The sequence below is a fragment of the ANME-2 cluster archaeon genome, assembly GCA_019429385.1.
Lineage (GTDB): Archaea > Halobacteriota > Methanosarcinia > Methanosarcinales > Methanocomedenaceae > Methanocomedens_B.
In genome coordinates this window covers 1-26,448 of sequence record JAHYIS010000017.1, presented here as the reverse complement: position 1 = coordinate 26,448, position 26,448 = coordinate 1, and the positions used below count along the sequence as shown (strand labels likewise).

At 45.1% G+C, this 26,448-nt stretch carries 32 protein-coding genes and 1 pseudogene; 13 read left to right on the top strand and 20 right to left on the bottom strand.

Annotated elements, in window-relative coordinates; all coding sequences use genetic code 11:
• Nucleotides 1-7: 7 nt before the first annotated feature.
• The 4 genes from K0A89_07255 to K0A89_07240 all read right to left on the bottom strand — a co-directional run bounded on the left by K0A89_07255 (nt 8) and on the right by K0A89_07240 (nt 2,850).
• Complete coding sequence (locus K0A89_07255) at nt 8-676, bottom strand: thioredoxin family protein (GenBank protein MBW6518283.1); 669 nt, start codon at nt 674-676, stop codon at nt 8-10.
• A gap of 88 nt (nt 677-764) precedes the next feature.
• On the bottom strand, nt 765-1,112 hold the full coding sequence (gene pth2, locus K0A89_07250; protein ID MBW6518282.1) for a peptidyl-tRNA hydrolase Pth2: 348 nt from the start codon (nt 1,110-1,112) through the stop codon (nt 765-767).
• Nucleotides 1,105-1,692: a hypothetical protein gene (locus K0A89_07245; protein ID MBW6518281.1), complete on the bottom strand. Its 588-nt coding sequence runs from the start codon at nt 1,690-1,692 to the stop codon at nt 1,105-1,107. Before K0A89_07245 ends, pth2 begins: the two co-directional genes overlap by 8 nt.
• 9 nt (nt 1,693-1,701) lie before the next feature.
• On the bottom strand, nt 1,702-2,850 hold the full coding sequence (locus K0A89_07240) for an SIS domain-containing protein (protein ID MBW6518280.1): 1,149 nt from the start codon (nt 2,848-2,850) through the stop codon (nt 1,702-1,704).
• A 113-nt stretch (nt 2,851-2,963) separates the two neighbouring features.
• Between K0A89_07240 and K0A89_07235 the strand changes: the two genes are divergently transcribed.
• The 5 genes from K0A89_07235 to K0A89_07215 all read left to right on the top strand — a co-directional run bounded on the left by K0A89_07235 (nt 2,964) and on the right by K0A89_07215 (nt 6,615).
• On the top strand, nt 2,964-3,956 hold the full coding sequence (locus K0A89_07235; GenBank protein ID MBW6518279.1) for a DNA polymerase subunit beta: 993 nt from the start codon (nt 2,964-2,966) through the stop codon (nt 3,954-3,956).
• A 24-nt stretch (nt 3,957-3,980) separates the two neighbouring features.
• Nucleotides 3,981-4,523: an archaeoflavoprotein AfpA gene (afpA, locus tag K0A89_07230; protein MBW6518278.1), complete on the top strand. Its 543-nt coding sequence runs from the start codon at nt 3,981-3,983 to the stop codon at nt 4,521-4,523.
• 112 nt (nt 4,524-4,635) lie between these two features.
• Nucleotides 4,636-5,799 (top strand): methionine adenosyltransferase, encoded by a 1,164-nt coding sequence (metK, locus tag K0A89_07225; protein MBW6518277.1) that lies wholly within the window; start codon nt 4,636-4,638, stop codon nt 5,797-5,799.
• A 325-nt stretch (nt 5,800-6,124) separates the two neighbouring features.
• Nucleotides 6,125-6,349 (top strand): hypothetical protein, encoded by a 225-nt coding sequence (locus K0A89_07220; GenBank protein ID MBW6518276.1) that lies wholly within the window; start codon nt 6,125-6,127, stop codon nt 6,347-6,349.
• A 2-nt stretch (nt 6,350-6,351) separates the two neighbouring features.
• Nucleotides 6,352-6,615 carry a type II toxin-antitoxin system RelE/ParE family toxin gene (locus K0A89_07215; protein MBW6518275.1) on the top strand — a complete coding sequence of 88 codons (264 nt, stop codon included), beginning with the start codon at nt 6,352-6,354 and terminating at the stop codon, nt 6,613-6,615.
• 171 nt (nt 6,616-6,786) lie between these two features.
• Here the strand turns inward: K0A89_07215 and K0A89_07210 are convergent.
• From K0A89_07210 to K0A89_07185, 6 genes and pseudogenes are all read right to left on the bottom strand, one after another.
• Nucleotides 6,787-6,970, bottom strand: a pseudogene (locus K0A89_07210) (hypothetical protein).
• 108 nt (nt 6,971-7,078) lie between these two features.
• The gene (locus K0A89_07205) at nt 7,079-7,279 is read right to left on the bottom strand and encodes a type II toxin-antitoxin system HicA family toxin (GenBank protein MBW6518274.1); all 201 of its coding nucleotides are present in this window, start codon (nt 7,277-7,279) and stop codon (nt 7,079-7,081) included.
• Nucleotides 7,280-7,308: 29 nt separating this feature from the next.
• Nucleotides 7,309-7,530, bottom strand: a complete 222-nt coding sequence (locus K0A89_07200) for a type II toxin-antitoxin system HicB family antitoxin (protein MBW6518273.1) — start codon at nt 7,528-7,530, stop codon at nt 7,309-7,311.
• A gap of 209 nt (nt 7,531-7,739) precedes the next feature.
• On the bottom strand, nt 7,740-8,537 hold the full coding sequence (gene dapB, locus K0A89_07195; protein MBW6518272.1) for a 4-hydroxy-tetrahydrodipicolinate reductase: 798 nt from the start codon (nt 8,535-8,537) through the stop codon (nt 7,740-7,742).
• 1 nt (nt 8,538) lies between these two features.
• Nucleotides 8,539-9,411, bottom strand: a complete 873-nt coding sequence (gene dapA / locus K0A89_07190) for a 4-hydroxy-tetrahydrodipicolinate synthase (GenBank protein MBW6518271.1) — start codon at nt 9,409-9,411, stop codon at nt 8,539-8,541.
• Between the two features lie 18 nt (nt 9,412-9,429).
• The gene (locus K0A89_07185; protein MBW6518270.1) at nt 9,430-9,624 is read right to left on the bottom strand and encodes a 30S ribosomal protein S17e; all 195 of its coding nucleotides are present in this window, start codon (nt 9,622-9,624) and stop codon (nt 9,430-9,432) included.
• A 162-nt stretch (nt 9,625-9,786) separates the two neighbouring features.
• On the opposite strand from K0A89_07185, the gene K0A89_07180 reads away from it, so the two are divergent.
• Nucleotides 9,787-9,972 carry a hypothetical protein gene (locus K0A89_07180; protein ID MBW6518269.1) on the top strand — a complete coding sequence of 62 codons (186 nt, stop codon included), beginning with the start codon at nt 9,787-9,789 and terminating at the stop codon, nt 9,970-9,972.
• A 129-nt stretch (nt 9,973-10,101) separates the two neighbouring features.
• Here the strand turns inward: K0A89_07180 and K0A89_07175 are convergent, their stop codons facing one another.
• Complete coding sequence (locus tag K0A89_07175; GenBank protein ID MBW6518268.1) at nt 10,102-10,422, bottom strand: NifU family protein; 321 nt, start codon at nt 10,420-10,422, stop codon at nt 10,102-10,104.
• 18 nt (nt 10,423-10,440) lie between these two features.
• Between K0A89_07175 and K0A89_07170 the strand changes: the two genes are divergently transcribed.
• Nucleotides 10,441-11,001 (top strand): hypothetical protein, encoded by a 561-nt coding sequence (locus K0A89_07170; protein MBW6518267.1) that lies wholly within the window; start codon nt 10,441-10,443, stop codon nt 10,999-11,001.
• Nucleotides 11,002-11,146: 145 nt separating this feature from the next.
• Here K0A89_07170 and K0A89_07165 read toward each other — a convergent pair whose 3' ends face one another.
• The 9 genes from K0A89_07165 to K0A89_07125 all read right to left on the bottom strand — a co-directional run bounded on the left by K0A89_07165 (nt 11,147) and on the right by K0A89_07125 (nt 19,095).
• Nucleotides 11,147-11,446 (bottom strand): DUF1894 domain-containing protein, encoded by a 300-nt coding sequence (locus K0A89_07165; GenBank protein MBW6518266.1) that lies wholly within the window; start codon nt 11,444-11,446, stop codon nt 11,147-11,149.
• On the bottom strand, nt 11,425-11,907 hold the full coding sequence (locus K0A89_07160) for a DUF1890 domain-containing protein (GenBank protein ID MBW6518265.1): 483 nt from the start codon (nt 11,905-11,907) through the stop codon (nt 11,425-11,427). Before K0A89_07160 ends, K0A89_07165 begins: the two co-directional genes overlap by 22 nt.
• 11 nt (nt 11,908-11,918) lie before the next feature.
• Nucleotides 11,919-13,454, bottom strand: coding sequence for a methanogenesis marker 14 protein (locus K0A89_07155; GenBank protein MBW6518264.1), 1,536 nt, complete (start codon nt 13,452-13,454; stop codon nt 11,919-11,921).
• 80 nt (nt 13,455-13,534) lie between these two features.
• Nucleotides 13,535-14,707 carry a tRNA (guanine(10)-N(2))-dimethyltransferase gene (locus K0A89_07150; protein ID MBW6518263.1) on the bottom strand — a complete coding sequence of 391 codons (1,173 nt, stop codon included), beginning with the start codon at nt 14,705-14,707 and terminating at the stop codon, nt 13,535-13,537.
• 6 nt (nt 14,708-14,713) lie between these two features.
• Nucleotides 14,714-15,178 carry a hypothetical protein gene (locus K0A89_07145; GenBank protein MBW6518262.1) on the bottom strand — a complete coding sequence of 155 codons (465 nt, stop codon included), beginning with the start codon at nt 15,176-15,178 and terminating at the stop codon, nt 14,714-14,716.
• Nucleotides 15,179-15,303: 125 nt separating this feature from the next.
• Nucleotides 15,304-16,176, bottom strand: coding sequence for a cytochrome P460 family protein (locus K0A89_07140; protein MBW6518261.1), 873 nt, complete (start codon nt 16,174-16,176; stop codon nt 15,304-15,306).
• Between the two features lie 134 nt (nt 16,177-16,310).
• Nucleotides 16,311-17,924, bottom strand: a complete 1,614-nt coding sequence (gene sepS / locus K0A89_07135) for an O-phosphoserine--tRNA ligase (GenBank protein ID MBW6518260.1) — start codon at nt 17,922-17,924, stop codon at nt 16,311-16,313.
• A 236-nt stretch (nt 17,925-18,160) separates the two neighbouring features.
• Nucleotides 18,161-18,784, bottom strand: a complete 624-nt coding sequence (locus tag K0A89_07130) for a translin family protein (protein ID MBW6518259.1) — start codon at nt 18,782-18,784, stop codon at nt 18,161-18,163.
• Nucleotides 18,785-18,816: 32 nt separating this feature from the next.
• Nucleotides 18,817-19,095: a hypothetical protein gene (locus tag K0A89_07125; GenBank protein ID MBW6518258.1), complete on the bottom strand. Its 279-nt coding sequence runs from the start codon at nt 19,093-19,095 to the stop codon at nt 18,817-18,819.
• A 343-nt stretch (nt 19,096-19,438) separates the two neighbouring features.
• On the opposite strand from K0A89_07125, the gene K0A89_07120 reads away from it, so the two are divergent.
• The 6 genes from K0A89_07120 to K0A89_07095 all read left to right on the top strand — a co-directional run bounded on the left by K0A89_07120 (nt 19,439) and on the right by K0A89_07095 (nt 26,363).
• Nucleotides 19,439-20,641 carry an amidohydrolase gene (locus tag K0A89_07120; protein ID MBW6518257.1) on the top strand — a complete coding sequence of 401 codons (1,203 nt, stop codon included), beginning with the start codon at nt 19,439-19,441 and terminating at the stop codon, nt 20,639-20,641.
• A gap of 8 nt (nt 20,642-20,649) precedes the next feature.
• On the top strand, nt 20,650-21,087 hold the full coding sequence (locus K0A89_07115) for a GNAT family N-acetyltransferase (GenBank protein ID MBW6518256.1): 438 nt from the start codon (nt 20,650-20,652) through the stop codon (nt 21,085-21,087).
• A gap of 88 nt (nt 21,088-21,175) precedes the next feature.
• Nucleotides 21,176-22,126: a methenyltetrahydromethanopterin cyclohydrolase gene (gene mch, locus K0A89_07110; protein MBW6518255.1), complete on the top strand. Its 951-nt coding sequence runs from the start codon at nt 21,176-21,178 to the stop codon at nt 22,124-22,126.
• A gap of 25 nt (nt 22,127-22,151) precedes the next feature.
• A complete protein-coding gene (locus tag K0A89_07105) occupies nt 22,152-22,907 on the top strand; it encodes a 7-carboxy-7-deazaguanine synthase QueE (GenBank protein MBW6518254.1) in 756 nt (251 codons plus the stop codon).
• Between the two features lie 136 nt (nt 22,908-23,043).
• A complete protein-coding gene (locus K0A89_07100) occupies nt 23,044-23,202 on the top strand; it encodes a hypothetical protein (protein MBW6518253.1) in 159 nt (52 codons plus the stop codon).
• Nucleotides 23,203-23,285: 83 nt separating this feature from the next.
• Nucleotides 23,286-26,363 carry a DEAD/DEAH box helicase family protein gene (locus K0A89_07095; protein ID MBW6518252.1) on the top strand — a complete coding sequence of 1,026 codons (3,078 nt, stop codon included), beginning with the start codon at nt 23,286-23,288 and terminating at the stop codon, nt 26,361-26,363.
• Nucleotides 26,364-26,448: the final 85 nt, after the last annotated feature.

Genomic DNA, 26,448 nt, shown 5'->3' with positions numbered 1-26,448 from the left:
ACCACGATTATGAGTACATGGGATTGTCGCCAGTGCGCAATGCCCTTAATATCTCTTCCACGAAATGCTCGGGAGGCTGGGCACCTACGAAATCCACCACTTCATTGATGATTATCTTGGGTACGCTCATTGCCATATATCTCTGGGCAATATGCGGGAACTCCACCATTTCCACCATGTCAGCTTTTATGTGCTCATTCTCGATGGCTAGTTTGTGGGCTGTGCGAACTGCCATTGAGCAATAGGGACAGGTGGGGGTCACAAGCACCTGGATATGGACCGGTTTCTTGACCCCGGCCAGTTTTTTCCTCACATCATCGGACAGGTCGGTCTTACCTCTTGACACATCGATAAGGTCTTCCTGGAACGTGGCAAACTCATAGCCAGACGGGATACCATAGAACCTGATACCGTAATCTTTCTCACCCAGCATCACGATGGCAGGAATTAACTTGACACCATATGACTTTGCCAGTTTTTCATCCTTGACAAAATCGTGGACCTCAGCTTCGATCTTAGGTGATATTTTTGCCAGCTCTTCCACCATACCCCTGGTATCGGCACAGAACTGGCATTCGTTCTCCTGGGTGAACATTACCAGTTTGACGTTCCCTTCAAGACCTTCATCAAGTTTCTTTTTCAATTTTTCCTTATCTGATTCCTGTATCAATGCCATACAGCAACCTCCTGCTACTCCCCTGTAATGTATATATGGTAATGATTAAGATTAACCTTTATCCAATATCTGAACATCAATTGGTGAACTACACCAGTTTCAGCTTTCCTACTACCTTGTCCAGTTTCTCGACCGCAGCCGGTCCTATACCCAGCACAGTAACGGTCCCTGGAGGTATCTGGGTAAGCCCGGCATCGGTGATGAGGGCCGTGGGCAGCCCTTCCCTGCGTGCCACCTCCTTCAGGAGGAACAGGTCCTGCAGGGTCCCGGTCTTGAGCACGACCTTTTTCTGGCCGTCCTTCATCCAGGCATCACGGTCTTTCTTATCGGCAAAATCAGAGGCGGTTACGGCAGCATGCGCCACCTGCACAGCAAGCTTGCCTTTTGAGAGTTTGAGGTCGTCACGGGTAACGATGCACTGCTTGTATTCAGTCATTGATGAGCATCCCATGTTCATCGAATTTCAGAGCATTCGTGGTCCGTTTGTACCATTCTTCACCCAGCTTCAAGGCTTCATCCCTCTTAAAATCGCCGACCACAATAATCTCGTCAGTGATACTGGTTATGGATGACATGGGGATGGATAGTTTCTCAGCCTTGCTCTTGAACACAAGACGACCCGAGTCAATGGATATGGTCTCGCCGATTCTCGTATTATTCTGGACTACGAACTTGCAGAGAATATCCTGCTTTTTTACCACTTTTTCTTCTTCCTGCACCTGTCCATGTGAAGTATCAGCTTTCATGGTGCCTGCTGGTATGCCAGGTGCACTTGCCACAACTTTTTCAGTCTGTGTTGGGATTTGAAGTGGATGAGGTCTGGACATGGAATGCCAGTCAAGGTCGCCATGTTTGTGTTCCCACGTGCTGCCCACCTGCCTGTTCTGTTCAACGGCAGTATCAGGGACCAAATGTACATGTGTGGCAGACACGACAGGCTGACCGTCTTTACCAGGCGTGGTTTCGTTTTTTGTACTTCGACCCATCATTTTCTTGAAAGTTTTTGTAATTCCCATCCTGTATCACTACCAGTGTTTTTGTTTCATATATTTTTCTTCCACGCCCAAAAAATCAATGGCTGAGGCGATAACAGCATTCGTAAATATGTATGAGTTAATCTCAGAATATGAGGGTCTCATCTGGTTAAGTTTTGTGGTTGAAATCTTGCTGGGCATCTTGTCATGGAAGATATCCCTGTCACCTTCCAATACCGGTATGAAGATAATATTATCTTCATAGCCCCATTCTTTCATTTTCTCAACCATACCTGAATTTTCATTCACTGTGATGGGAAACACATCAACACCCTTGCTGCGGGCCTTCATCATTGCTTCCAGTATCTCACGTGTGTTTCCGCTGCCGCTGATGGGGATATACACATCACCCCTGACAAAACTGGGAGTGGTAGCATCGCCTTTTATGTAGGCAAGCTGACCCAGGTGTGCAATACGCATTCCGAACGCTTTTGCCACGAACCCGGACCGTCCCACGCCGTCCACGATAAAATGGCCACGACGGTTGAGCAGTCTCTCGACCCATGAGCGCAGGTATGTCTTATCGATGTTCTTGAGCAGGGTTGCATTCCCGATAAAATGTTCCATCTGCCGGTAATACAGTTCGTTATCTCCCTCATCAAGTGCGGGAAGGATACAATTTAACAGAGTGCACAATTTCAGTTCGAACTCTGACCCCATGACTGCCAGTTCACTGGGTTTTTCCAGTTTGATATCTTCCATCAGGAAAACAAAACCATTGTTCACCAGAGCTTTTTCATATGCAGGCGATTTGCTTTTTGAAGTAATAAGGAGCACTTTGGCGCCCAGGGTATTTGCGTCTTCAAGGTAATTGATAACACTTTCTGTAGTTCCGGAACCAGTAGCAGCAATGACCATGTTAGACCGTTCAGGGTCAAAGTAGCGTCGTATGGGGTCGTCCAGAGTGGCAGGGAATAACTGTTCGTATTTCAATAACTGGTGCAGGAAATCGTATAATGCGAGGGCACTTCTCCCTTCACCGATGCCGTATATGACCTTCTGTTTCGCATCAACCTGGTAAATAAAATCCTTCAATACCCTTATCAGACCGTCGATCCTGTCAGGAGGAATGTTACGTAATTGCTCCAGGAATTTCAGCTGTATATCAATTGAATCGTAAAACTTTGTGGTGGCCTTCATTTTTGTTATCCTTTTTCATCCTTTAATACATAATAGGTTATTCTGTACTATAGTTGATTTTATTACATAAATATGATAATGTTTAAGGTGGCTTCAAACCACTTAGAAAAATAATGGACCGATTCGATCATCCAGGAGTGCGTCTGAGAGATTTCATAATCACCAGGGATGGGTGGGTATTTTCCTCAGCCGATTACTATCATCCGGAAGGTGTCAGGGGCGTACTGCGCTATGTACCCGACCCTGAAGGAGAGCGCACCGATGGCACCCGGAATTACAGGAAATACGATTTTGATGAAGCATACCGGTATATGGACATCCATAAACCAGAGTGGGTACAGGATGTCCACGTCGTACCCTGGGACCAGGTTGAACGGGTATTGAGCCCTTCTGAGCGGCTGGGAGAGATATGGCACTCAGATCCCAGGATAGAGGAGATTACCGCGACCTTGCTTGAAGGTGGGATTCCCATGGAGAGTATGGGAATTACCGGTTCATTTTTGCCAGGATTACAAAATGGGGATTCAGATATTGATTTTGTGGTCTATGGCCCTCTATGGTTCAAAGCCAGGGATATCATAGCCAGGGCAAAGGATAATCCCGGCAGGAACATCCAGCACCTGGATGAGAGGATGTGGGAACGTATCTACCATAAACGCATCCCGGAAATTAGTTTTGAGGAGTTCAAACTCCATGAGGTAAGAAAGGGGAACAGGGGAATGGTAGGGGATACGTATTTCGACCTGCTTTTTGTCAGGGACTGGGACCAGGTAACAGCACCCCAGGGCAGGGGTACTGACCTTGGTCATGAGACCATAGAAGCAATAGTGACTGAAGCTCAACTGGCTTTTGACAGTCCATCCATCTATAAAGTTGACCATCCGGAGATGGAGTATGTGCTATCCTATACCCATACCTATGCCGGGCAGGCACTGGAAGGGGAGACTATCGAGGCCAGGGGCATGGTGGAAGATGTTGAGGGTCACAGGCGACTGGTTGTGGGCACTAGCCGGGAGCCAAAGGGCGAGTGGATACGCTCGTTGTCCCTGCTGGGATCTGGTGCGCAGGAGATAGTAAGCATTATTAATGCAGAGGGAGAACATTAACCAGAGTTCAAGGAGTTTACCATAATGAAGCGGATAGCATGGGGGATTACGGGGTCTGGCGACCTTATAAAAGAAACGTATGATATACTGGTCGACATTAAACGCAGGACTGATATTAAATTCATGGTGTTCCTGTCCAAAGAAGGGGAAACTGTCATGAAATGGTACAGGATGTGGGATAATATCCAGAGGGATTTTCCTAATTTCAAGACTGATGCAGGGCCAAATTCACCCTTCATTGCCGGCCCCCTGCAGGTAGGACATTATGATGCATTGCTTATCGCGCCCGCCACTGCCAATTCAGTGGCAAAAATAGTACACGGCATAGCAGATACGCTTGTTACCAATGCAGTGGCCCAGACAGCCAAGGGGAATACCCCCATCTATATCCTGCCAGTGGACAGGGTCAAGGGTACTGTTACTACGTACTCTCCCGAGGGGAAAAAGATGGTACTGAAAATGCGGGATGTGGATGTTGAGAACACTGAAAAGCTGTCCAGAATGGAGAATATCACAATACTGGACAGTCCCGGTGCCATCTATGATATTGTGAGACTGGAGAGATAACTACTCCTGTTGTTTGTGTAGTTAGATTTTGGTAGTTGCGGTTCAATCAGATAAAGTTATAAATGGCAAGAATTATTCTTGAGTCAAAATAGGTGAAAAAATGATATCAAATATGGAATACAGCGTGTTAACTTCAGAATCGGTGACGGAAGGACATCCTGATAAGGTCTGCGACCAGATATCGGACGGTGTGCTGGATGCGATAATAGGGCAGGACCCTGCAGCCAGGGTGGCCTGCGAGACATTTATCAGTGTGGGTTTTGTGATCGTTGGGGGCGAGATCACTACATCGGCACATATCGATGTACCCACTATTGCACGTGGTGTATTGAAAGATATTGGCTATATCAGTGAGAAATATGGTTTTAATTACAAAACATGCGGTGTGCTCAATGCTGTAGGTAAGCAGTCACCTGATATCGCCCAGGGTGTGGATGTGGGCGGTGCCGGGGACCAGGGTATGATGATAGGATATGCCTGCAGGGAAACCGAGGAACTGATGCCTCTGCCTATCATGCAGAGCCACAGGATGTGCAGGAAACTGGCTGAATTGAGGAAGAGCAAAGCACTATCTTACCTGGGTCCGGATGGTAAGTCCCAGGCCACGGTCGAGTATAAGATGGGGGTGGCCCAGCGGGTAGACTCCGTTATTGTTAGCACTCAGCATACCGAAGAGATACTTGACAGCACGGGTAATCGCATTACCCAGGATGCTGTCAACGAGATAATCGATAAGGTTGTCAACTCAGTCATTGACCCTGAACTGCTGGATAAGAATACGAAATATTACGTGAACCCCACAGGTAAGTTCGTCATCGGAGGACCCCAGAGCGATACCGGTATGACTGGCCGGAAGATCGTGGTGGACACCTACGGCGGTCTGGTGCCCCACGGTGGCGGTGCCTTTTCAGGCAAGGATTCCACGAAGGTGGACCGCAGTGCTGCCTATGCTGCCAGGTATGTGGCCAAGAACATCGTTGCATCAGGCGTGGCCGACCGCTGTGCGGTATCCCTGGCTTATGCCATAGGTATTGCCGAGCCTACTTCTATTATGATCAATACGTTCGGTACTGGCAAGATGAAGGACCGGGATATTATTGGCCTTGCCTGCAAGCATTTTGACCTGACCCCCAAGGGCATTATCGAGACCCTTGACCTGAGACGGCCCATTTTCAGGAAGACCGCAGCATACGGGCATTTCGGCAGGAACGACCCAGACTTTACCTGGGAGCGGACCGATGTTGCCGACGATATTGCCAGGTCTGCCGGGCTTTAGGGTAAAAATTTTATGTTCAGGGGTTCTGATCGAATCCCTGATGCTTTGTTTTTAGGTATTATTGGAAGATTTATTTTGTAGTCGCCGGTATACCCCGTACAATGTACCGGGCCTGTATAACCTCCTTTTACTCCCTACTTCCCCAGCCCCAGCACATCGCCATCCCGTACACCCCAGCCGGCTGCACCATCCCACATCCGGCAAACGCCTGCCGGGTTCAATATGCTCTTGAGCGTGGATTATTTTAAAGGATTGATAATAAGATGCGAAATGCCTTCTAAAGTCAATACAAATCTTTAAAGTCCATGAAATTCTATCTACTTTTATGGATACTGTTGCCAATCTGGAACAATTAAAATTGGAATTGAAAAAAGAACTTCGTCAGGAGATCCTGACAGAAGTTCTGGATATAATTCGAGATGAGTTTTATCCTCCGGAAGAAAATATTCGCAAAGAATTTATAAAAAAAGTTGAAGAAGCCGAACGAAGGGCGAAAGAAGGAACGTTGATAAAATACACCCCTGAAGAGTTTGAGAAAAGGTTTCTTTGATTATGGCATATACTATTCAAATTGATTCTACTCTGGAAATAAAACTGGATAAACTCAAAAAGAAGGATAATTCTCTTCATCAGAGGATAATCCTCAAAATAATCGAGATTGGCAACAATCCAGAGTTGGGTAAACCACTTCGAAACGTGTTGAAAGGTAAACGTAGAGTTCATATTGGTTCATTTGTTCTTTTATATCTCATTGATAAGAAAAAACAAACCGTGGTTTTCCTTGAGTTTGAACATCACGACAATGCGTATCGATAATGTGCGCCTTCCAATAGTTCTGGGATTGTTTAAGGCTATCTGTAACCTATTTGGAGCTTGAGACCCGCCCATCGTCCAAAGTCACAAACCCGCATTTTCCATACAATGTACAAAGCTTGTTCATGCTGCTTTTACACCCTACTTCCCCAGCCCCAGCACATCAGCCATCCCTTACACCCCCGGCCGGCTGCCCCATCACCCACATAGCAGCCCTGATGGCACCCCCGGCAAAGGCCTGTCTGCTGTGAGCCTGGTGCCGTACCTCGATACGCTCACCATCACCAAAGAACATAACCGTATGGTCCCCCACCACATCGCCGCCCCGCACATCATTGATAACCTGTGCAGCTTTCAGTGCAGTTTTTTGAAAATTGTGGAGAAATCTATTTCGAAGTTAATGACCCAGGATTTTTTGTCCCACACCTTAAAATTTCAATTCAGCCGATGTTACTCCAATAAGCAATTACAATTTCTTTAAATATTCATTATATTCATCAACACTGAGTTCTATTTCCCTCAGAATCTCTTTTATCAGTGGACGTACCAAATCCCTTCCGCTGTGATGAGGGATAGTAGTGGTTCTACCGTCAGGATGCCTGTAGAAAACATGACTCCCCCTTTGACGAATTTTTTCAAAACCGAGTTTAAACAGTAATTTTTCCATTTTGTTGGAATTAATTACTGTTAGCCTTGTCAACAGGTCACCTCGACCTGTTGGATTCCAATAAATTCGGGCAAATTATGTCTTGTTTCAGGTTCCATCTCTTCAAAGCATAATTCTAATACCTCTTTGAGATTGACTTGAAGTTCATCCAGTGTTTCAGCCTGGGTGTGGGCTCCCGGGATTCCCGGTACTATAGCTACATATAAACCGGTTTCAACATCTTTTTCGATATATGCAGTTATTGTTGGCATGTAAAACCTCGATAAATTTAATTGGTAAATAGGTATTAATTTGTCTTATACTTTATTTGGTTATCTTTTACCTCCGGTACGTTTGGTATGATTTTGTTAATCCTTTGTATCTTTGCAAAATTCGCTGGATAAAAAAAATAGAATCGGATTTAATAAGGTTACGTTATGCACCAACTAACTATACTGGCAAAATACAATATCGATATAGCTTACTTCCCCAGCCCCAGCACATCAGCCATCCCGTACACCCCGGCCGGCTGCCCCATCACCCACATAGCAGCCCTGATGGCACCCCCGGCAAACGCCTGCCTGCTGTGAGCCTGGTGACGTACCTCGATACGCTCACCATCACCAAAGAACATAACCGTATGGTCCCCCACCACATCGCCGCCCCGCACTGCATGAATACCAATCTCATCACCCCGTGGCGCAATTCCCTTGCGGCCGTACACATACTCCCTGCCGCCCAGCACATCATTGATGACCTGTGCAGCCTTCACCGCAGTACCGCTGGGCGCGTCCTTCTTCTTGTTGTGGTGTACCTCCATGATCTCCACATCGAAACCCTCCAGTTTTCCGGCAGCCTCCCTGAGCAATTCCCAGAAGATATTGACACCCACTGCAAAGTTAGGCGAAATGACCGCAGCCACACCATTATCACTGATAGCCTGACGCATCTGCCGCATCTGTTCCTCGTTAAAACCCGTAGTGCCCACCACCAGGTTGGCCCCGGCATTTGTAGCCCTGACCACATTCCCGGCTGATGCTGTGGCAATCGTAAAATCTATAACAACCTGCGTACGCGAATCCTTGATCACGTTTTCCATATCATCCGGATTCGATACAGGCACACCCAGCTGCCCGGAACCAACGGCCTCACCCACATCCATACCTATATTGGTAATATCGAATGCCGCCGAGAGTTCAATATCCTGTGCTGCAAGGATATTCTGGATAATAAGGGTCCCCATCCGGCCGCATGCACCGGTAACCGCAGCCCGTATCATATTACAGCGCCCCGATCGCCTTTAATTCTGCTATCAGCCTGACTTCGTTCTCAGGACTCAACGGCGCCAGGGGCAACCTCAGATGTCCTGAAGCCAGTCCTATCAGTTCAGCCGCCCTTTTTACCGGTATGGGATTTGTTTCAAGGAACAATGCATCGATCAGGGGCAACAGCTCCTTTTCAATCCTCTTCGCCTCGGTCCTGTCCCCCTTATTGAAAGCCGCAACCATAGCCGCCATCTTTTCCGGCACTATATTGGCAGTCACGCTGATAACTCCCACGCCGCCCAGTTCCATTATTGGCAGGGTCATGGCATCGTCTCCCGAGAACAACACGAAATCCTCATCCCTTGTCAACTCGATTATATCAGATATCTGCTTCAGGTCGCCGCTGGCTTCCTTAATGCCGATAATGTTGGGGTGCCGGGCAAGCCGGGCTGTCACCTCAGGCTTCAGGTTGATACAGGTCCGGGTGGGTACATTATACAGTATCTGTGGAATATCTGCATTATCCGCAATCCTGGTAAAATGCCTGAACAGGCCTTCATCATTGGGCTTGTTGTAATAAGGCGTTATGAGTAATGCAGCATCAGCTCCGGCATCGGCTGCAAATTTTGTGAGTTCAAGGGCCTCAGCCGTACTATTTGAGCCGGTTCCCGCGACCACAGGCACAGGACTATAATCCACTGTCAGCTCAATGAGGTCCTTATGTTCCTGAAAAGTAAGTGTTGCAGATTCACCGGTTGTTCCGGAAGGCACGATGCCGGAAACTCCCTTCTTTGCCAGGAAATCGATATTGGAGCGCACTCCATCTGTGTCGATCACATCGTCCTGGGTGAAAGGTGTTATCAAAGCAACAAGTACGCCATCCAGCATACCGGAACCACCCATAATTTACCTGATATAAGGCTGTCTGTTCTTCTTCCTTGTGATGTATCCGGCTATGCGGTTCCTGATAACCTTACTCTGGACATCGGTGAACTGGGTGACAAGAGGCTTGTTTGCTTCAAAATCACCAGTAAATACATCGCCTTTCTCATTCAATAATTGATTTGCAAGAGATTTAATATAGCTTGGTCTGATTCCCATTTTATAGCTCCTATGATTGTAATATGCCCTGCATACTACTCCACTACTCATATATTTTGTCCTTCATTGATATTCCTGTGTAGTCCCGATACGTTAGAGATGATTCATTTCATTGATATTCTCATCAAAGGTTATATATCAAAAAACTACATACCATTTTGAATGAGGGAGGTGGCGAACATGTGCAGCACGTCGATCAGTTTTTCATCAATGCCTGAGGACATTGAAGCCCTGAAACAGAACAGTGCCATATACTATTGCAGATCCTGCATGAAAGCCTTCATGAAAAAGGATGCAACACAATGTCCAGTATGCGGTTCAACCAAGATCAAGTCCAGGATGTCATAACGTTCCATCAAAAGAGACGGAATAAAGGAATGAGAATTCACACCTTATCATAGTTGCAATTGCCTGTATACTTGTAATTGCCTTTGATACCAGAATTATTAGAAATATTTGAAGCGTCTGGAAATGAATCTATTTCACAACTTCCACCTTTGTTATTCCCTGCACCTTTTCTTTCAGTGCAGATTCCAGTGCGCCGACAATAGTACTTGTAGGTATACGGCACTTACCACATGTAATTCCCTCCCTTGTCCTGTAATCCCTCAAAAACCTACTGAAAGTAACAGGAACCGTGGTCCTCGTAATTCGTACTTTGACAATCCCATTCGAAATATCCACCAGTTCAATATCCCCCCCATCGGCCTGGAGGCTTTTTTGGAATCTGGACATGATCTCGTTAATTGATTCTTCCATCATCTCACTCCCTGTGATGAGATAATTATTTGCAGACATTGTATAATATATATTGTTATGCCTGACATTGGTCTTATATGGGAATCCAAATTACTTTTTGAAAAGTTATTTGTAGAGCACGGTTATGATTACCAGCTTGTACATCCCTCATCTCTTGGTTCACCCTTCCTCCCCAGGTTCAAACTGGTAATCATCCCCACAGGTTTCGCCAATCCGCAGTATTCCAGCGTGCTGCCCTCACTCATGCGCAACCGGAACAGGATAGGCAATTTCATTGAAACCGGCGGTACGTTGCTGGTCTACGGCGCCCTGACCCAGTCCCATACCTATGACTGGCTGCCTGTGAAACTTACGTATGTCCAGCGCTACGGTCCTGCAGAACTATCAGAACATTGCCAGCATAAAGCTTCGATGATCATTGCAGATACCTCGCCTGAATGTGACGGATACTTCACGTCATGTGATGGGGACTGCATCATGGTGAACGAATTCGGTGAACCAGTACTGATGACTATGGAATATGGTACTGGACAGATAATCGCTACTACCATCCATGAATTCCCCACACCCGAATTTATCAGGTGGGCACTTGACTGCTCAAAACCCGCCAGCCTGTAGTGGAATATCTTCGTTCAATTCTCCTTTATTTCAGGTTAATTCACTCAACTCTAACCTACTCCCCTTCACTCCAGGCTAATTCACTCGACCCTACCTTGCTTCACCCCACCCAACTCCTCTTCATGGTATGCGATTTCACGTTACGCTATTTCGCTCCACTTTTCTTCACTTTACGGGCTGTTTTTTTAAGTCTTTCAATCTCCTCAGGGCTGTTGATCCTGAGTATAAAGGTACCATGGCATGGTTTCGTATAGGGGAATATGATATTATCACCGTCCACTCCCACATAGATAGGTGGTACACCGATAATGAACACATCGAACATGCGATACCCTGGCTGGACATTATAGAGTTCCTGGTAGTTGGAACTGAGGTATTTGGCACATTCCTTGAACGTGACCTTGGAGAGCAGCACCTCATAGTTCATTTCGTCGATACAGCCCAACGTTCCACCTCTGAATGTATCTTCGCTTTGAGCGGCCTGGGATTGTGTACGGCCTTTGCCCAGATATTCGCAAGTCCCAGGTCATCACACTCCCGTCCCAGTGCCTGTGCATTTTTTCCGAAAATGATGCCTACACATTCCCCGCTTACCAGCACACTGGCAGTGGCAAGATATGATACTCCTGCATCGTTGTGAATGAATACATAACAAATATCGGCATCCACCTCCTTGCTGGCAAGAGCGCCGATGGTGGCATCGAGGTCTGCGGTATCCCTGATATACTGTTCTGCTGGGTCAGCGGTCCTGACCAGTTCCAGCGCGGCATTATTCCCTGCAATCACGACCTGTGCACCACTTTTATTGAGCAGGTCTGTGAGATAGATCGCAAGGCTGGTCTGCACTGGCACCTCCGGGCATCCCAGCAATAGCATGGCCTTTGGCGCAACAAGTGTTGTATTCAAAATACTCGCTCCTATGACATTGAACGTCCTATACCTGACCCTCTGGATGTCAGTTTTTGCATCTCTTTTTCATCAATACGCCCGCTGCCCTGTAACTTCATGCGCTCTCCCAGGACACACTTATTCCCCCTGCTGCCGCCAAGTGGATTTTTGGGAGTGCCCAGTGAATTCATGCATCGTGCCATGACCGCAGCACCCCTGGCCAGTCCGTCATCCACGAACACCACATTGTTCTCCGGTGAATCGTACATGCCCAGTTTTTGTATCCGGTTGAGTATCAACCTGGGTTTGCATCCTGTAATGGCTGCGCGCCCTGTAAATCCGATGGCACTTTTTTCGGTGACCAGATTTTCGTCCATGGCAACCTTTACCATCCGTTGTGCCATATCTGCACATACCGTATCCACTACTGCGAACAGGGTAGAAAGACCGTAGCGTTTATATATCTCACTTCCCATCTGTGAGAGTTTCTCCAGGCCAGAACCATTTTTCCCCACATCACATCCGATAAGAGTTACGCCAATTTCCCTGGCAGCCATGGGATTTACCGGCACACTGCCATACCGGGTCACATTATCAGGCACTACTTCAATAGATATCAGTTCATTCAGTTTTGCAGCATATTCCTGTATGACCTTGCCACGGCGCATCCAGGTAAATAGTCCAACCGGTTTGTTATTGAAAAGGTCAAGGGCAGTACCTACCTTTTCATCTACCAGGTGTGTACCCTTTATGATAGCATCAGGGATTGCGCCGGCATACCCAGCAAAATTCCCGATGGTTTTTGCATAAGGACTGTCGTCATTGGTGATACGGCCATCAAGCGTGGTCCCAAAATCAATAGATGCACATGGGTTCCTGAAATCGATCCCAGCCCATTTCGCACCTTCCTTGATACCTGCAGTTGCCAGTTCACCTTCCATCTCATTTGCGACAATTTCAAGACCAGAAGCACCTGTTGGAGGAAGCACGCCACCCACTGCACCGGTAAATACTATCTTCTTGATCAGGCTGAATTTCCTGAAGCGACTGTGTACATTCTCGATTGACATAGCAGGGATCATATTCTTAGGCGGCACTCCCGCTATCATGCATCCGTCTGCCAGGGCTTTGACAAAATTACCAACCTCATCAGGAGAATCAAATCCTGCCACGACACCGGTTGAGCGCACCACAAAATGAAGGTCTTCCTTGATATCAAGACTGGCACTCTTCACTGATTCTATGAGCGTGTCGTGCACCAGTTCGGCCACAGATTCCCTTGTAAACGGCACCCCAGTGAGGGTCTTCCCGAATATCTCCTCATTAGGCCTGGGACTCCTTACGTCCCGGGTCATCTTTACGGTCTTATTGACCAGACTGGTTTTCCCTGTCTCCAGGTTGGTGGCAGTGAGAATGGATTTGGTAGTAGTATTGCCAACTTCAACGGAAGCTACGATAAAGTACGGTTTGGATTTCAGGTCCAGCAATCTGACGTATGGACTTTTGGATATTCTGGGTTTTGGACCGAAGATATGGTTGAACAGAATTGTTACAGGATTTGTCATAATTTGATGACCTCTTATGATGATTGTACAGATAAGTGTTACATATCACGGTTTGGTATAAATCATACACTACCAAAAAGCTATCGGTGATTTTTCCTCCTGGTATCAAGTTCATGCAGTGTTTTATTTATCCTGTCCAGACACGCATCGGTCTTAAAACCAGTGCCGGAAAAATGCGTACGTGATGTACTGAAACCTGCAGATATGAGCTCTTCGACCAGTTCATTGATAGGTCCGGCTGAAATTTTGTTGCGCTTGCATAGCCAGTGCTGGTCATAGTATGTGGGAATTTCTATCTCATCCCTGCAAAGTTCGATGATCTTCACCGCATCTTTACATTTTCCGGTCTTCCGGTGTTTGAGTTCGTCCAGCACAGTACGGCAGAAATCATGATCATGGATAGCGCCCAGCCACAAAGGTCCGGCGAATTTGAGGGATTTCCCGCAGTTGGGACACCCGGACACCGGTTCAGGTAGAAGCCCATATTTCCATGACCTGAAGCCACAATGGAAGCAGTGACTGATAACCCCCATCTTCTCCATGGTCGTATCAGCAAATAGCACCCCCTTGGTAATCTCGAGATATACTCTGACATAATGGCGTGTAACGTGGGTGAGCAGTACAGTCATTCCCTTATCCCGCCGTGACAGTGCCCGTGCTGCCGCACCCAGCAGGACACGCGCCCCCATTTCCCGATGGTATTCGGTGTTCAGTGGCACGGCCGCATACTTGCGAATTCCTGACTTCAGGTGAGCACCACACAGTGGCGCAGTATCGGTGGCAGTGATGCATAGCAATCGTCGGGCCGAGCGGGCTGCAGCGTCTATGAATGGTGCAGGAGAGCCAAATGGGTCAAGGTCAACAATATCAAACTGTTCCTGATGCAACAATGTATTAGCATTCTGGTGTGAGGCAATGCATGTTCCTTCAAGGTGATTCAGATTAATATTTTCCTGTATCTGTTCGTAAGCTTCCTGATTCCAGTCATTGAGCCAGCACTTCAACCCCACTTCACTGGCCATACGAATACCCCTGATACCAGAGGCTGACATAACATCTGCATAGGAGAGAAAAGCGGATTCAACTTCTATTCGTTCTATAAATCCCGAAATAGCTGCCACCGTAATATCACGGTTCAATTCCATCTCTGGATTGTAAAATACTGATGCAGAAGAAGTAGTAAGCTCTGGCGAATCATCAGAAAGGGGAAGCCTGATGCTGATATTCCCCTCACCAATGACTGATGTCTTCATTTTGTATTATACCACAGTGACATTCTGTTTTTTTCCTTCCCTGCCCTTGAGGTAGAACGTGTATAATCCCGGTTCGTTAAAGGTATAGTTGACCTGCCTCATATAAGCGAGGTACTGTTCCTCTTCCCATATACCATTCTCATTTACAAGTATCCGTGCCTGCCTGATATCCTCAAAATTTCGCCAGGTGAGCTTATCGCCCACATTTATTACCCTGTCCCCTACAGGCAAAAACATATAATTATCTATCCTGATCAAATACTCCTGTGGAACTGATGGAGTGGTGGGTTCAGTCGTAGCTGTAGGTTCAGCGGTCATTTCAGCAGTTTCATCTTCTGTAGCACGTGCCGTGGGTGTTGCAGTTGGCGTACCATCAATTTCCGTCCCGGTATCAGTACAACCCGAAACAAACAGGGATAATGCCAGCATAGCAGTAACCAGTAAAATTAAAAAAGCATGCTTGTTTTCCATCTCTTATCACCTCATAAAGCCAATAACTTACTGTATAATTTCTACTTACCAGTATTAATACATTCCCAGTTTATAAAGACTTTTTCCAATTTAACCTATGACAGAGTTTTGTACTTTTATTGATTTCATATTACGGTTATCATCTGCCTTGACCCAACTTCATTGTACTTAAGACTGAAATTATAGGTCCCTGTTTCATTGAAAGTGTAATAGAATTTCTTCATGAAATTCAGGTGTACCGTTTCGTCCCATAATCCTTCTTCACTTATAATATCACGTGGATTTTTGAATTTTTCACGATTCCACCATACAACAGTATCTCCCATGTTAATTACCATATTTTTGCGGGGTGTGAATCCGAATCCTTCGATCCATATCGATACATTCGTAGGTTCTGGCCTGGGTGTCGGTTCAGGAGTGGGTGTAGCAACTGGTGTCTGGGTAGCATTCTGTATAGCAGTAACAGGTTCGGTAATTCCCTCAGTCAATTTACCGGTAAAGATATAATCATTACTCTTTTTCATCCCATGGCATTCGTTGCACTCCGCAATCATTCCTTCTGACTCGATAGTTCCATCGGGCGAATATTTTACCCAGAACCAGTCATTATGTTCAGGGTCAAATCCATCCGATTTGTACATGGCTGTAATTGCAACCAGTTCCTTATTATCATCGTAATTATTCTTGACGATGATACTCCCGGCTGACATATTCCCTTCCTTATTTTCTATTGAGGACAGGGAAGTATTAGATACATATGTAGTCGAAAAGTCTCCATGAGGTTCACGTGCCGGTTCAAATTCACCTTTCCCAGGCCAGTATGACCAGTTCTGATAATAATTCTCAATGGTAATATGGTCATACAGTTCCTTACCATTAGCGCTAACCTCTTTTTGAGGACTTGTATTCCCAATTTGGCCGATACCAGTACATCCCAGAATCAATGATACAGATGTCAGTATTAACAGGACAATGACGATTTCTTTTTTTCTTGACATTTGAATCCCCTCTGAAATATAATTAAATGTTTACATATTAAATATTTACGTTCATAAAATTATATTTTATACCTATTATAAATTATATATTACGCCTTATTCGTATTTTATCATTAATACTGTGTGATTTATTATTAATTAAATTCAGACCTGACAGTTGTAAAAACCGGACCGCGAAGGTCGATCTTCTTCTTGTGCCCGGTAATGTAGCGCTGGGCAATGGGGCCAAGCTTCACATTCACTTCGGAAGGCACTTTCACGATACGTACTCTCGTTTCAGTCGCATCCCCATTCACTGAGGCAGACTCGATTTCTTTTGCAGCCAGGGCAGCAAAGGCTTCGATATACCTCAGGTTCGCCACCGTACCCTGACTGAACTTCTTCTCGTACTTGGGTGAATCAGGCAGACCAAGTACATCGCCATCCACCACCACAATATGGTTCATGGCTGCAGGTCCGCACAGCTTTGTATTTTCTTCAGGTTCACTTACCCATACCTTAACGCTCCGGCCCATCACCATACCTTCCCATGCCAGGAACTCGCACGGGCTGGCATCGTTACCATGCTCCTCGCATACCCTGACAATGGCGCGCTGGATATCCCATCCTTCCCTGGTTGCGGGTGCCTTTTCCACAGATACCATGCCTGCCAGTTCCTCGTCCTTCATCTTCCATTCGTTCTCGTATACCGGGAACTGGGGGTAGGTAAGGGCGCGCACGTCAGTTGAGTTGTGCAGTATCATGGCCAGCCGCTCCACACCCAGGCCCAGATTCATTACCGGGTAGGGTATGTCGTACTGGGCAAGGGCAGATGGGGAATATATGCCGAACGTGGCCACTTCGACCCATCCGTCACTGTATTTTGTGCTGCTGCCTACCAGGCCCGGGTGGTAGGCGAATACCTCTATCTGGGTATCCGGTATGTAGTACTTACTGCGCTTCTCATCGGGCCTGAAACTGAACTTCTCAAAACCGAACTGTGACAATAACCCGGCGGCTACGGCCTTACCATGTTCGACGGTAACCTCAGGGTCCATGATGACACATGATGCAGAGAAATAGGTCATCAAGCGGGTCGCATCTTCCTGCTGTTCCCGCCTGAAACACCTGTCCACGCTGAAGAGCCTGATCGGAGGTCGGACGCGTTCAACCATTGCCCCCAATGAAATGAACCAGCCAGAGGTCATATGGCTTCTCAGGGTCTTATTGGAACCGATTGGTGCCAGTTCCCTGAATTCTGGAAAAACATGGTCAAGCATTACTGCTACTTTAGAGTCAGGCACATCCAGCCGGTGGGATATCTCAGGCACCAGGTCATCGCCTTCAATTTCACCTTTCTTGTATGAATGCAAGATCTTGCGAATGGTATCTATCCCGGCATCATCTACCTCGATGATCTCCTTAATACGGATTATCCGCTCATCAGAGATGCCGACATTGGGCCTGGGCAAGCCTGCAAGGTAAAAACAGCGGTCCAGGACAGCCAGTGCTTCATACCCGAATTGCTTGTGTATCTCCCTGTCTTCCACGATCAATGGGTTTGAGGCTTCGGTAAATCCCAGGTGGAGATAGGCTTCCCGCAGTTTCTGAATAGTATCGTAAATCGGATGGGGTTTCCCGTAACCCAGTTTGAACCTGGGATACTGGTCCGGAATAGTCGGTTGTGTTAGGTACTCTTTTCCACGGTTCCAGGCAGCATCAAAATCTTCTTTTGCCGCTTTCTTAATCTCTTCAGGGTCAAATTTCATGTCAGCCGTCCTGTTAAAACGTAATAATATACAACAATGTTGGTATATAAACTACACTAAGGTTTTTGACGCATCAGGTATCAGGTATATCATGTATCCAGCAACCATATGCCTGGCAACAATATGCCTGGCAACCATATACCCAACAGCCCATAGTACAATCTACCGCTTTTAAATCAACATGAACAGGATATTCTCAGAAATAACATATTCAGTACTTACCCCGTACGCAAATTCTATTCCAGCTTTTTTTCAAGTTCAGACATACGTTCTTTAAGCTTTTCGTGCCCTATGGCATTGGTCAGTTCGCCACGCGTGCGTTCGACAAGACTGCGCGCCACATCTCCTTTATGTCTCAATCCCCTTAGCAACGCGTCAGGAAAATCAAAGAATAAAATAGTTGTATATATGTCATCCATAATATCCAGGTATTTTTCACCCTCAGTAGGTTTATCAAGCCTGATAAGGTCAAGGATTACACGCCTCAGTTCTCCTACTACATCCCCTAATCCCATCAGGTATGCAGGGTCTTCAACATCTATTTCTGAAGTGTCGGGGATCCTGTTCTCATTAATAATGCAATAAAGTATGGTGGCTTCGGCAAATTCCTGCTGGGCCTGCTCTACAAACCCGGCAAAGTACAGTTCAGGATGGTCCGCAAGTATGGATTTTATTTCAGTATTTATTGTACCGGCTTCTACAATGATATCTTTTGCCTGGTCAAATTGCTTTCTGTGGATGGACTTGATGGCACTGCTGCTGAGCCGTACCACGGTGCGAGACAGTTTTAACGCATGTTCCCTTGCAATATCTTTTACTTCAAAATGCTCAAAAAGTCGCGCTGAGATCTTAGAAAGCATATCGAGTCATTTCCAATGGTGCAACTATTTTGTTATTCTTTTTTATCGAGACTGCCCAGGAAAACATACCACTGGTATACTGCCAGAATAAATGCTATGAGGAAAATTATCTGGGTGAGTTCATTTAAATAATACGTATTCATTTCCAACATGGCATCAATAAAGTTTGTCAATGAATGAAGGGCAAAGGATGCTCCTGCAATAGCTATGAACATCCAGGTTTTTTCAAGAATATCTTCTTTCAAGAATATCCTGGCCCGAAGGACGGTCTTATCAACGCCTCTAAGCAAAATCAGAATCTGTCCAATCATAAAAATGAGGATAAATGCTGCTCCCACATTATAAAGTTCAATAAAAGTGTGGATCATTTCCGTTATTGGAATACTTAATCACCTTTCCATTACATTTTTTAGACAATTAGTTTATTAACGTATACAATTTTCGCATCTAATAAATAATTATGCATTGATTATAATGAATGATCAATTAAAGAATTATGTTATGATTACAATGAATAATTAATTAACCTATCATACAGGAAATTCAACATCGAACCATGAAATGCTCATGAGTCGAAAATGGTAGTCCATAATTTATTGTATCCTGGTATCAAGATTAGACACGGTAATATGGAATGTACAGGCAGGGATAAAAGTGAACAATACCGATAAGCAGTTCAGGAACTGGATTATTGCCCGGCGGCGTGAGTTCCACAGGATACCTGAGGTAAGTTTTGCAGAGTTCCGGACACAGGAAAAGGTTATAGGGATATTAAAAGAGCTGGGGCTTAAAGGAAGACCGATCGCAAACACCGGGGTTATAGCCACTATTCGGGGAAACGGGCCCGGTAGTACCATTGCACTTCGTGCCGATATGGACGGGCTGGAAGTTGCTGAAGAGCTCACGTCTATAAACCGGGAGTATATCTCACAGCATCCTGGTTTTATGCATGCATGCGGGCATGATGCTCATATTTCTATAATACTTGGTGCTGCACGGTTGCTTATACACGAACGCGATACTTTCAAAGGTGCTGTCAGGTTGATTTTCCAGCCTGGCGAGGAGCAACCGCCCGGAGGTGCAATAGAAGTGATCAGGGATGGTGGGCTGGAAGGAGTAGATGCGATTGTCGGGCTGCATGTTTTCAGTAACATCGATTCAGGAGAGATCAAATTCAGGGCAGGGCCGTTCATGGCTACTTCAAATATCATGACCATCAGGTTAACGGGTAAGGGCGGGCATCATTTAAGTCCGCACCTGTGCATCGACCCCATTTCCATGGCATCCCGGTTCATCGGCCGTATAAAGGGGGATATTGAACTACGGGTGCCCAAAGAGAGGTTCACTCTGGGGTTTGGGAAGGTAGCGGGAGGGTCACAGTTCAACAGGACACCGGACGAAGCGGAAATACTGGGCAGTTTCCGTACCTTCGACAGTAAAGATTCTGCCATTATCGAGGACACTATCAGGCACACGCTGGATGGCATAATGGACGAATATGACAATGAGCTATTCCAGGGACTACCCGTGTATGGGCTGGAGGTAATGCATGGATATCCGGTACTGGTCAACGACCCGGTATTTTCCAGGCAGGCGCTTGCCACACTCAAAGCACATTTCCCTGTAGTAAGTGAAGATATCGAACCGTTCTTTGGAGCAGAGGATTTTGCCCATTACCTGGATGAGATACCTGGCGTGTACATGGGTCTGGGCACAAGGAACGTTGGGAAAGGTATCATTGAGAGCAATCATTCCAGCAGGTTCGATATTGACGAGGATATACTTGTCAGGGGTGCTGAGATGTTGACCACCATCGTGCTGGACTACCTGGACCAACCTGGCCACTATTTGCCATGAAGGATAGTATGAGAATTGAGAGATTCATTCCCTCCAGGAGTACTGAAGTAAAGGCTCTGGTTCTCGGAGTGCTTGCTGAGCAGGGATTCGATCTTGACCCCGGTAAGGACTCTGACCTGGATGATATCACAGGTTATTACCTTGATGATGGCGGCGTGTTCTTTACCGGGATACTTGAGGGGGAGGTCATAGGCACTGCCGCGGTGCAGATGGTGGATACCGGAAAATGCGAAATTCGTCGTGTATATATGAAGCAGGAGTTCAGAGGCAGGGGGTATGGCAGGCAATTGTTCCTGCAAGCTCTCGAATATGCCGGGTCCCATTATCCAGTTGTTACGTTAAAAACCGACAGGTCTCTTGTCAGGGCGATCAGTTTGTACCTGAGTTCTGGTTTTTCGGTGGTAAAAGAGGAAGGAGACACCCTGTTCTTTAGAATGGATATATGAAGTGTCTTCCAGGCGGAATACATTTCAAAACCCTTATATCATAAGGTTGCACATGCAACTAAACAAATTAATTGCGGTAGGTGATTGGATGTTAAGTGTTAATGAAAAGGGACTTGAGATCGCTGAAGAGATGATGGATTGGGCCGAGGAGCTTAAGGTCAAGGCCATTGAGCTCAAGAACGATGCACGTGTTATTGACTGCGGTGTGAATGTAAGCGGCAGTTACGATGCAGGACTGATGTTTACCGATATTTGCATGGGGGGTTTTTGCACCACCAATGTAAGCGTGCATAAGGTAGGTGATATTCCGCTGGCGTTCATTGACGTGACAACCGACCACCCTGCCATCTCATGCCTGGGGGCACAGAAAGCGGGCTGGCAGATCAGTGTGGATAAGTATTTCGCAATGGGTTCAGGTCCGGCACGGGCACTTGCTTTAAAACCCAAGCACACGTATGAGAGGATCCAGTATGAAGATGACTATGACCATGCTGTGATAGCCCTGGAATCCAATAAAATCCCTGATGAGAAGGTTATACAGTTCATTGCTGATGCCTGTAATGTGCCTGTAGAGAACACGATCGCCCTGGTTGCACCCACTGCCAGTATCGTGGGTTCGGTACAGGTATCGGGCAGGGTAGTGGAGACCGGTATCTTCAAGCTCAATGAACTGGGTTTCGATACGACCAGGATCGTGAGTGGTACCGGGACTGCACCTATTGCACCGGTCGTCAAGGATGACCTGAAAGCCATGGGTTGCACGAATGACAGTGTTATCTACTATGGTTCAATTGTACTGACGACCAGGGGATTTGATGAAGAACTGTTCAAGCAGGTCCCATCTTCAACGTCTTCAGATTACGGTAAACCGTTCTTCAAGACGTTCAAGGATGGCGGGTATGATTTCTACAAGATAGATCCCAATATCTTTGCACCTGCAGAGATGACGGTAAATGACCTGGATACAGGTATGACCTATCACGCCGGTCACCTGAACGCTGAGGTTATTCTGGAATCATACGGCATCAGCGGGATTTAATTCCCGCGTTTTTCTCTTTTTCAAAATGACAGGACCGGTATTTCTCGGCGAGATTTTCAATTCCATCCAGGGTGAGGGTATCTTCACGGGTATGCGCCAGGTGTTTGTCAGGTTCCTGGGCTGTCCCCTGCATTGTGACTATTGTGATACTCCGCAGTCCAGAAAGCCTACAGCTCCGGTCTGTAAGGTTGAAACGGTCCCTGGCACCGGTGAGTTCAGGGAGGTTCCCAATCCTATTGTTATGGAGGAGCTGGTTGAGATTATCAATGAGCTCTGGTCACCTGCCACACGGCACCTGTCCCTGACCGGGGGCGAGCCGCTGGAGCATGCGGAGTTTATTGATGAACTATCAAGGCTGGTGGATTATCCCCTGTATCTTGAGACCAACGGGTGCCTGCCTGATGAAGCCCGGAAGGTGCAATACGTGGTGGACGTGGCTGCCTGTGATATCAAGCTGCCGGAACACAATGCTTCAGATGATTACCGTTCGCTGTTGAAGGCTGAACTGGAGACGGTGGGTATATTCTACGAGGCAGGGGCTGTAACCTTTACAAAGTGTGTGGTGACCGACAGGACTTCGGATGATGCTTTGCAGATCATTGCCAGCAGCCTGTCTGATATTGATGAGACCCTGCCCATGATAGTGCAGCCGGTGACTCCCTGCCCGGGTTTCGAGCCGCCGGCCGGGGGCAGGCTGCTGGAACTGATGGATGTGGCAGGGGAGTTTCTTATGGATGTGCGGGCGATTCCGCAGGTGCATAAGATGATGGGGCAGTTGTGAGAAAACTATTAACGCCCTAAGACTAACTGATTATTAGTGATTGAAAATGCCTGTATCTGTGAAATTACCTGACGAGTTGCGTAGGAAGCTTGCTGAATATAGGTTAATGGATCAGAAGTTGCGGGAGAAATACAATATGAGTTTTGAGGATTGTAAAACTAAGAGGATAGTTGAAGAATCAGGGTGGTCTTTCGAAGTTGAAGAGGATTTCTGTGACTGGGAACTTGCTCTTGACGGGATTGAAACCATTAATGATGTGCAGGCCCCGTTACATTTCGTGCGGGGTATATTGTGACTTTTGTGCAACTTCTATAAAATCGAATGATATAAATATCCAGAAATTAATGAATTTTACAAAATGTGTGTTCTGGAGTTCACATGAAAGATAAACAATCTGATATATTCATTGTAGATAATAGTGATTCGGAATGGAAGGTGGAAAAGTATCTTGCTGAATGGTGTGAGCTCTCGAAGAAATTTGACATTGCTACCGGATACTTTGAAATTGGTTCTTTATTGAATTTAGATGGAAAATGGCAAAATCTTGAAAAAATTAGAATATTGATGGGAGATGAAGTTTCAAAAAGAACTCAACAGGCTTTTGCTGAAGGACTTCTAGAAATAAATTCAAAACTTGACAACAGTATTGAAGGGGAAAAAGAGGAAAACGACTTTCTCAATGGAGTACCCGCAATTGTAAATGGGATCAATAATCAAAAAATCGAGTGTAGAGTATATAGAAAAAAGAAATTTCATGCAAAAGCATACATTACACATTCAAAATTTGAAGTTGTTGGACCCGCCGCTTTGGTTGGTTCAAGTAATTTCACGTCACCTGGATTGAATCAAAATGTTGAATTGAATGTACAAATAAAACAAGAGGTTCAAGTTCTACAAGATTGGTTCGAGAAGCATTGGAATGAAGCAGAAGATGTTACACCTGAAATTCTTAAAACCATAAAACGGCATACACAGGAATTTTTACCTTTTGAAGTCTATGCAAAATCACTTTACGAATACTTCAAAGGACATGAATTGACCGAGAGTGAATGGGAGAGGGATATTTCAAAGATGTACCCTATCCTTGATCAGTATCAAAGAGATGGATATCATGCTTTAATGAAAATCGCATCTAGCTATAATGGGGGGTTTTTATGTGATGGCGTGGGTCTTGGTAAGACTTTCATTGGTTTGATGTTGATTGAACGCCTGTTAATGCTTGAAAATAAACGGGTTGTATTAATCGTACCAAAAGCAACACGTAAACCTGTTTGGGAATTTACAATAAAGAATTACATGCCTAAAGTTCTGAATGGTTTTTTGCCATTTAGAATAATCAACCATTCTGATTTGACAAGAAGTGCAAATTCTGAAATAGACTGGCCGGAAGTATTGGAAAGTATTAAAGAACAGGCAGAAGTCATCATTATAGATGAGGCACACCATTTCAGAAACCGTAATACTGAAAGATATCGAAAGATGTTCGAAATTTGTGATAACAAGCAAGTGTTTCTTCTAACTGCCACACCGATTAATAATTCTCTTTTAGATATTCAACATCAAATAGAGTTATTCTCAAGAGAGATCGTGGATTATTTTGGTGAAGCTCCATTAGGAATCCATAGTCTTAAAGGGCATTTTATGAAGTTGGAAAAGGAACTTCAAAACACTTTAATTGGTAATGTAGACGGCTCTGATGTGACCATAGATGCTGATGAAGCAAAGGATACATTGGCAGGAGATGATTTATTTAATGCACTTGTAGTCCAGAGAAGTCGTTCATATGTTAAAGATAGTCAAAGAAGAACAGAAGGAAGAGATGTAGTGTTCCCAGAAAGGAGACCTCCGATTGTCATTGATTATTCTTTGAAAAAGACATATGGGAAATTGTTGACTCATTTGGAAGAAGCATTCAACAAGGATGAACCACTTTTAGATTTGGTAATTTACTATCCTTTGAGGCATTACATTGGTCAAGATGAAGATATTGACCCGATGGCTGAAGGAAGGCAGAGGCAAGTTGTTGGATTGATTCGCACATTACTTTTAAAAAGATTTGAAAGTTCCAGACAGGCTTTTGAATTTTCCTGTGAGGATTTATTGCTTAAATTATTAGCATTTGTACGTATTCATAATGAGGAAATATGTACTCGGTGGGAACGGCAGCATAAAGATATTCTCGAACACATTAAGCAACATCAAACAGAAAGGGGACGAATTCAAGATGAAGATTCTGATGAAGATTATTTGCCCGAAGAATTACTTCAAAAAGTTGAAACATTATCATATAAGGAGTTTGATGTTGCTACAATTATTTATAAAACCCTGCGAGACATGGACCAACTGGCAGTATTTATAAAAGATTTGTTGGAGATTAAACAGAGTAAAGATGATAAATTAGAAAATTTGGTAAAGACCCTTAATGAAAATCCACTTTTGAAGAAAAACAAAGTCATAATCTTTACCGAATATATGACGACAGCTCAATATCTATTTAGGGAATTGAAATCCAGAGGATTTGAGCAGGTTGATGAGGTTGATAGTTCATCTAAAAGAGATCGTGGGGAGATCATCAATTGTTTCTCGCCTTATTATAACGGATTGAGTAGTCAAGAAATAATAGAGATGGGGAAAACAGACACAAGAATTCTCATCTCAACAGACGTACTTGCTGAAGGGTTGAATCTCCAAGATGCAACATTGCTCATTAACTATGATTTGCACTGGAATCCTGTACGATTAATGCAAAGGATTGGTCGTGTGGACCGAAGACTTAATCCAGATATCGAAGAAAAAATCGTAAACGATCATCCTGAATATGCAGATATACGTGGAAAAGTGCAATATTGGAACTTCCTACCACCCGATGAATTGAATGAAGTTTTAAGTTTGTACGAGAAAGTTACGAGTAAGACTCTCAGGATTTCAAAGACATTTGGTATTGAAGGTAAAAAATTGCTCACACCAGATGATGACTATGAAGCCTTAAATGAATTTAATCAAGATTATGAAGGCAGTACTACATTTCTTGAAGAAATGCATTTAGAATATCAAGAATTAATTCAAACCAATCCTGAGCTTTTAGCAAAAATACAATATCTACCCCTAAAGGTGTTCAGTGGAAAGGAGCACATATCACCAGATGCAAAAGGGGTGTTTTTCTGTTATAGTCTCCCCGCAAAAGATATTTCAACTGATGAGTGGACTGAAGATGCAGGATTTACAAAATGGTATCTTTATAATATTGGTTCTGAAAATATAATTGAGGATTCTGCTGAGATACTTGAACATATCCGATGTGACATTGACACGCCAAAGAAACAAATAATCCCACACGAATCATTAAAAGAAATCAGATTGAAGATGGACAAACATATAAAAAATACATATTTGAAATCTGTACAAGCACCAATAGGTGTGAATGCTTTATTGAAAACATGGATGGAATTATCTTAATTGAAGGGGTTTTATGTCAACATCTGGAATTTCGGATTTAAAAAATATTAATAGCTTCGAATCATTGGTAGATTATCTCAAAGAT

Excerpts from the sequence above, each read along its gene's own strand:
- K0A89_07255 (MBW6518283.1), bottom strand. The coding sequence starts at position 676 with ATGGCATTGATACAGGAATCAGATAAGGAAAAATTGAAAAAGAAACTT.
- pth2 (MBW6518282.1), bottom strand. The coding sequence starts at position 1,112 with ATGACTGAATACAAGCAGTGCATCGTTACCCGTGACGACCTCAAACTC.
- K0A89_07245 (MBW6518281.1), bottom strand. The coding sequence starts at position 1,692 with ATGGGAATTACAAAAACTTTCAAGAAAATGATGGGTCGAAGTACAAAA.
- K0A89_07240 (MBW6518280.1), bottom strand. The coding sequence starts at position 2,850 with ATGAAGGCCACCACAAAGTTTTACGATTCAATTGATATACAGCTGAAA.
- K0A89_07235 (MBW6518279.1), top strand. The coding sequence starts at position 2,964 with ATGGACCGATTCGATCATCCAGGAGTGCGTCTGAGAGATTTCATAATC.
- afpA (MBW6518278.1), top strand. The coding sequence starts at position 3,981 with ATGAAGCGGATAGCATGGGGGATTACGGGGTCTGGCGACCTTATAAAA.
- metK (MBW6518277.1), top strand. The coding sequence starts at position 4,636 with ATGGAATACAGCGTGTTAACTTCAGAATCGGTGACGGAAGGACATCCT.
- K0A89_07220 (MBW6518276.1), top strand. The coding sequence starts at position 6,125 with ATGGATACTGTTGCCAATCTGGAACAATTAAAATTGGAATTGAAAAAA.
- K0A89_07215 (MBW6518275.1), top strand. The coding sequence starts at position 6,352 with ATGGCATATACTATTCAAATTGATTCTACTCTGGAAATAAAACTGGAT.
- K0A89_07205 (MBW6518274.1), bottom strand. The coding sequence starts at position 7,279 with ATGGAAAAATTACTGTTTAAACTCGGTTTTGAAAAAATTCGTCAAAGG.
- K0A89_07200 (MBW6518273.1), bottom strand. The coding sequence starts at position 7,530 with ATGCCAACAATAACTGCATATATCGAAAAAGATGTTGAAACCGGTTTA.
- dapB (MBW6518272.1), bottom strand. The coding sequence starts at position 8,537 with ATGATACGGGCTGCGGTTACCGGTGCATGCGGCCGGATGGGGACCCTT.
- dapA (MBW6518271.1), bottom strand. The coding sequence starts at position 9,411 with ATGCTGGATGGCGTACTTGTTGCTTTGATAACACCTTTCACCCAGGAC.
- K0A89_07185 (MBW6518270.1), bottom strand. The coding sequence starts at position 9,624 with ATGGGAATCAGACCAAGCTATATTAAATCTCTTGCAAATCAATTATTG.
- K0A89_07180 (MBW6518269.1), top strand. The coding sequence starts at position 9,787 with ATGAGGGAGGTGGCGAACATGTGCAGCACGTCGATCAGTTTTTCATCA.
- K0A89_07175 (MBW6518268.1), bottom strand. The coding sequence starts at position 10,422 with ATGTCTGCAAATAATTATCTCATCACAGGGAGTGAGATGATGGAAGAA.
- K0A89_07170 (MBW6518267.1), top strand. The coding sequence starts at position 10,441 with ATGCCTGACATTGGTCTTATATGGGAATCCAAATTACTTTTTGAAAAG.
- K0A89_07155 (MBW6518264.1), bottom strand. The coding sequence starts at position 13,454 with ATGACAAATCCTGTAACAATTCTGTTCAACCATATCTTCGGTCCAAAA.
- K0A89_07150 (MBW6518263.1), bottom strand. The coding sequence starts at position 14,707 with ATGAAGACATCAGTCATTGGTGAGGGGAATATCAGCATCAGGCTTCCC.
- K0A89_07145 (MBW6518262.1), bottom strand. The coding sequence starts at position 15,178 with ATGGAAAACAAGCATGCTTTTTTAATTTTACTGGTTACTGCTATGCTG.
- K0A89_07140 (MBW6518261.1), bottom strand. The coding sequence starts at position 16,176 with ATGTCAAGAAAAAAAGAAATCGTCATTGTCCTGTTAATACTGACATCT.
- sepS (MBW6518260.1), bottom strand. The coding sequence starts at position 17,924 with ATGAAATTTGACCCTGAAGAGATTAAGAAAGCGGCAAAAGAAGATTTT.
- K0A89_07130 (MBW6518259.1), bottom strand. The coding sequence starts at position 18,784 with ATGCTTTCTAAGATCTCAGCGCGACTTTTTGAGCATTTTGAAGTAAAA.
- K0A89_07125 (MBW6518258.1), bottom strand. The coding sequence starts at position 19,095 with ATGATTGGACAGATTCTGATTTTGCTTAGAGGCGTTGATAAGACCGTC.
- K0A89_07115 (MBW6518256.1), top strand. The coding sequence starts at position 20,650 with ATGAGAATTGAGAGATTCATTCCCTCCAGGAGTACTGAAGTAAAGGCT.
- mch (MBW6518255.1), top strand. The coding sequence starts at position 21,176 with ATGTTAAGTGTTAATGAAAAGGGACTTGAGATCGCTGAAGAGATGATG.
- K0A89_07105 (MBW6518254.1), top strand. The coding sequence starts at position 22,152 with ATGACAGGACCGGTATTTCTCGGCGAGATTTTCAATTCCATCCAGGGT.
- K0A89_07100 (MBW6518253.1), top strand. The coding sequence starts at position 23,044 with ATGAGTTTTGAGGATTGTAAAACTAAGAGGATAGTTGAAGAATCAGGG.
- K0A89_07095 (MBW6518252.1), top strand. The coding sequence starts at position 23,286 with ATGAAAGATAAACAATCTGATATATTCATTGTAGATAATAGTGATTCG.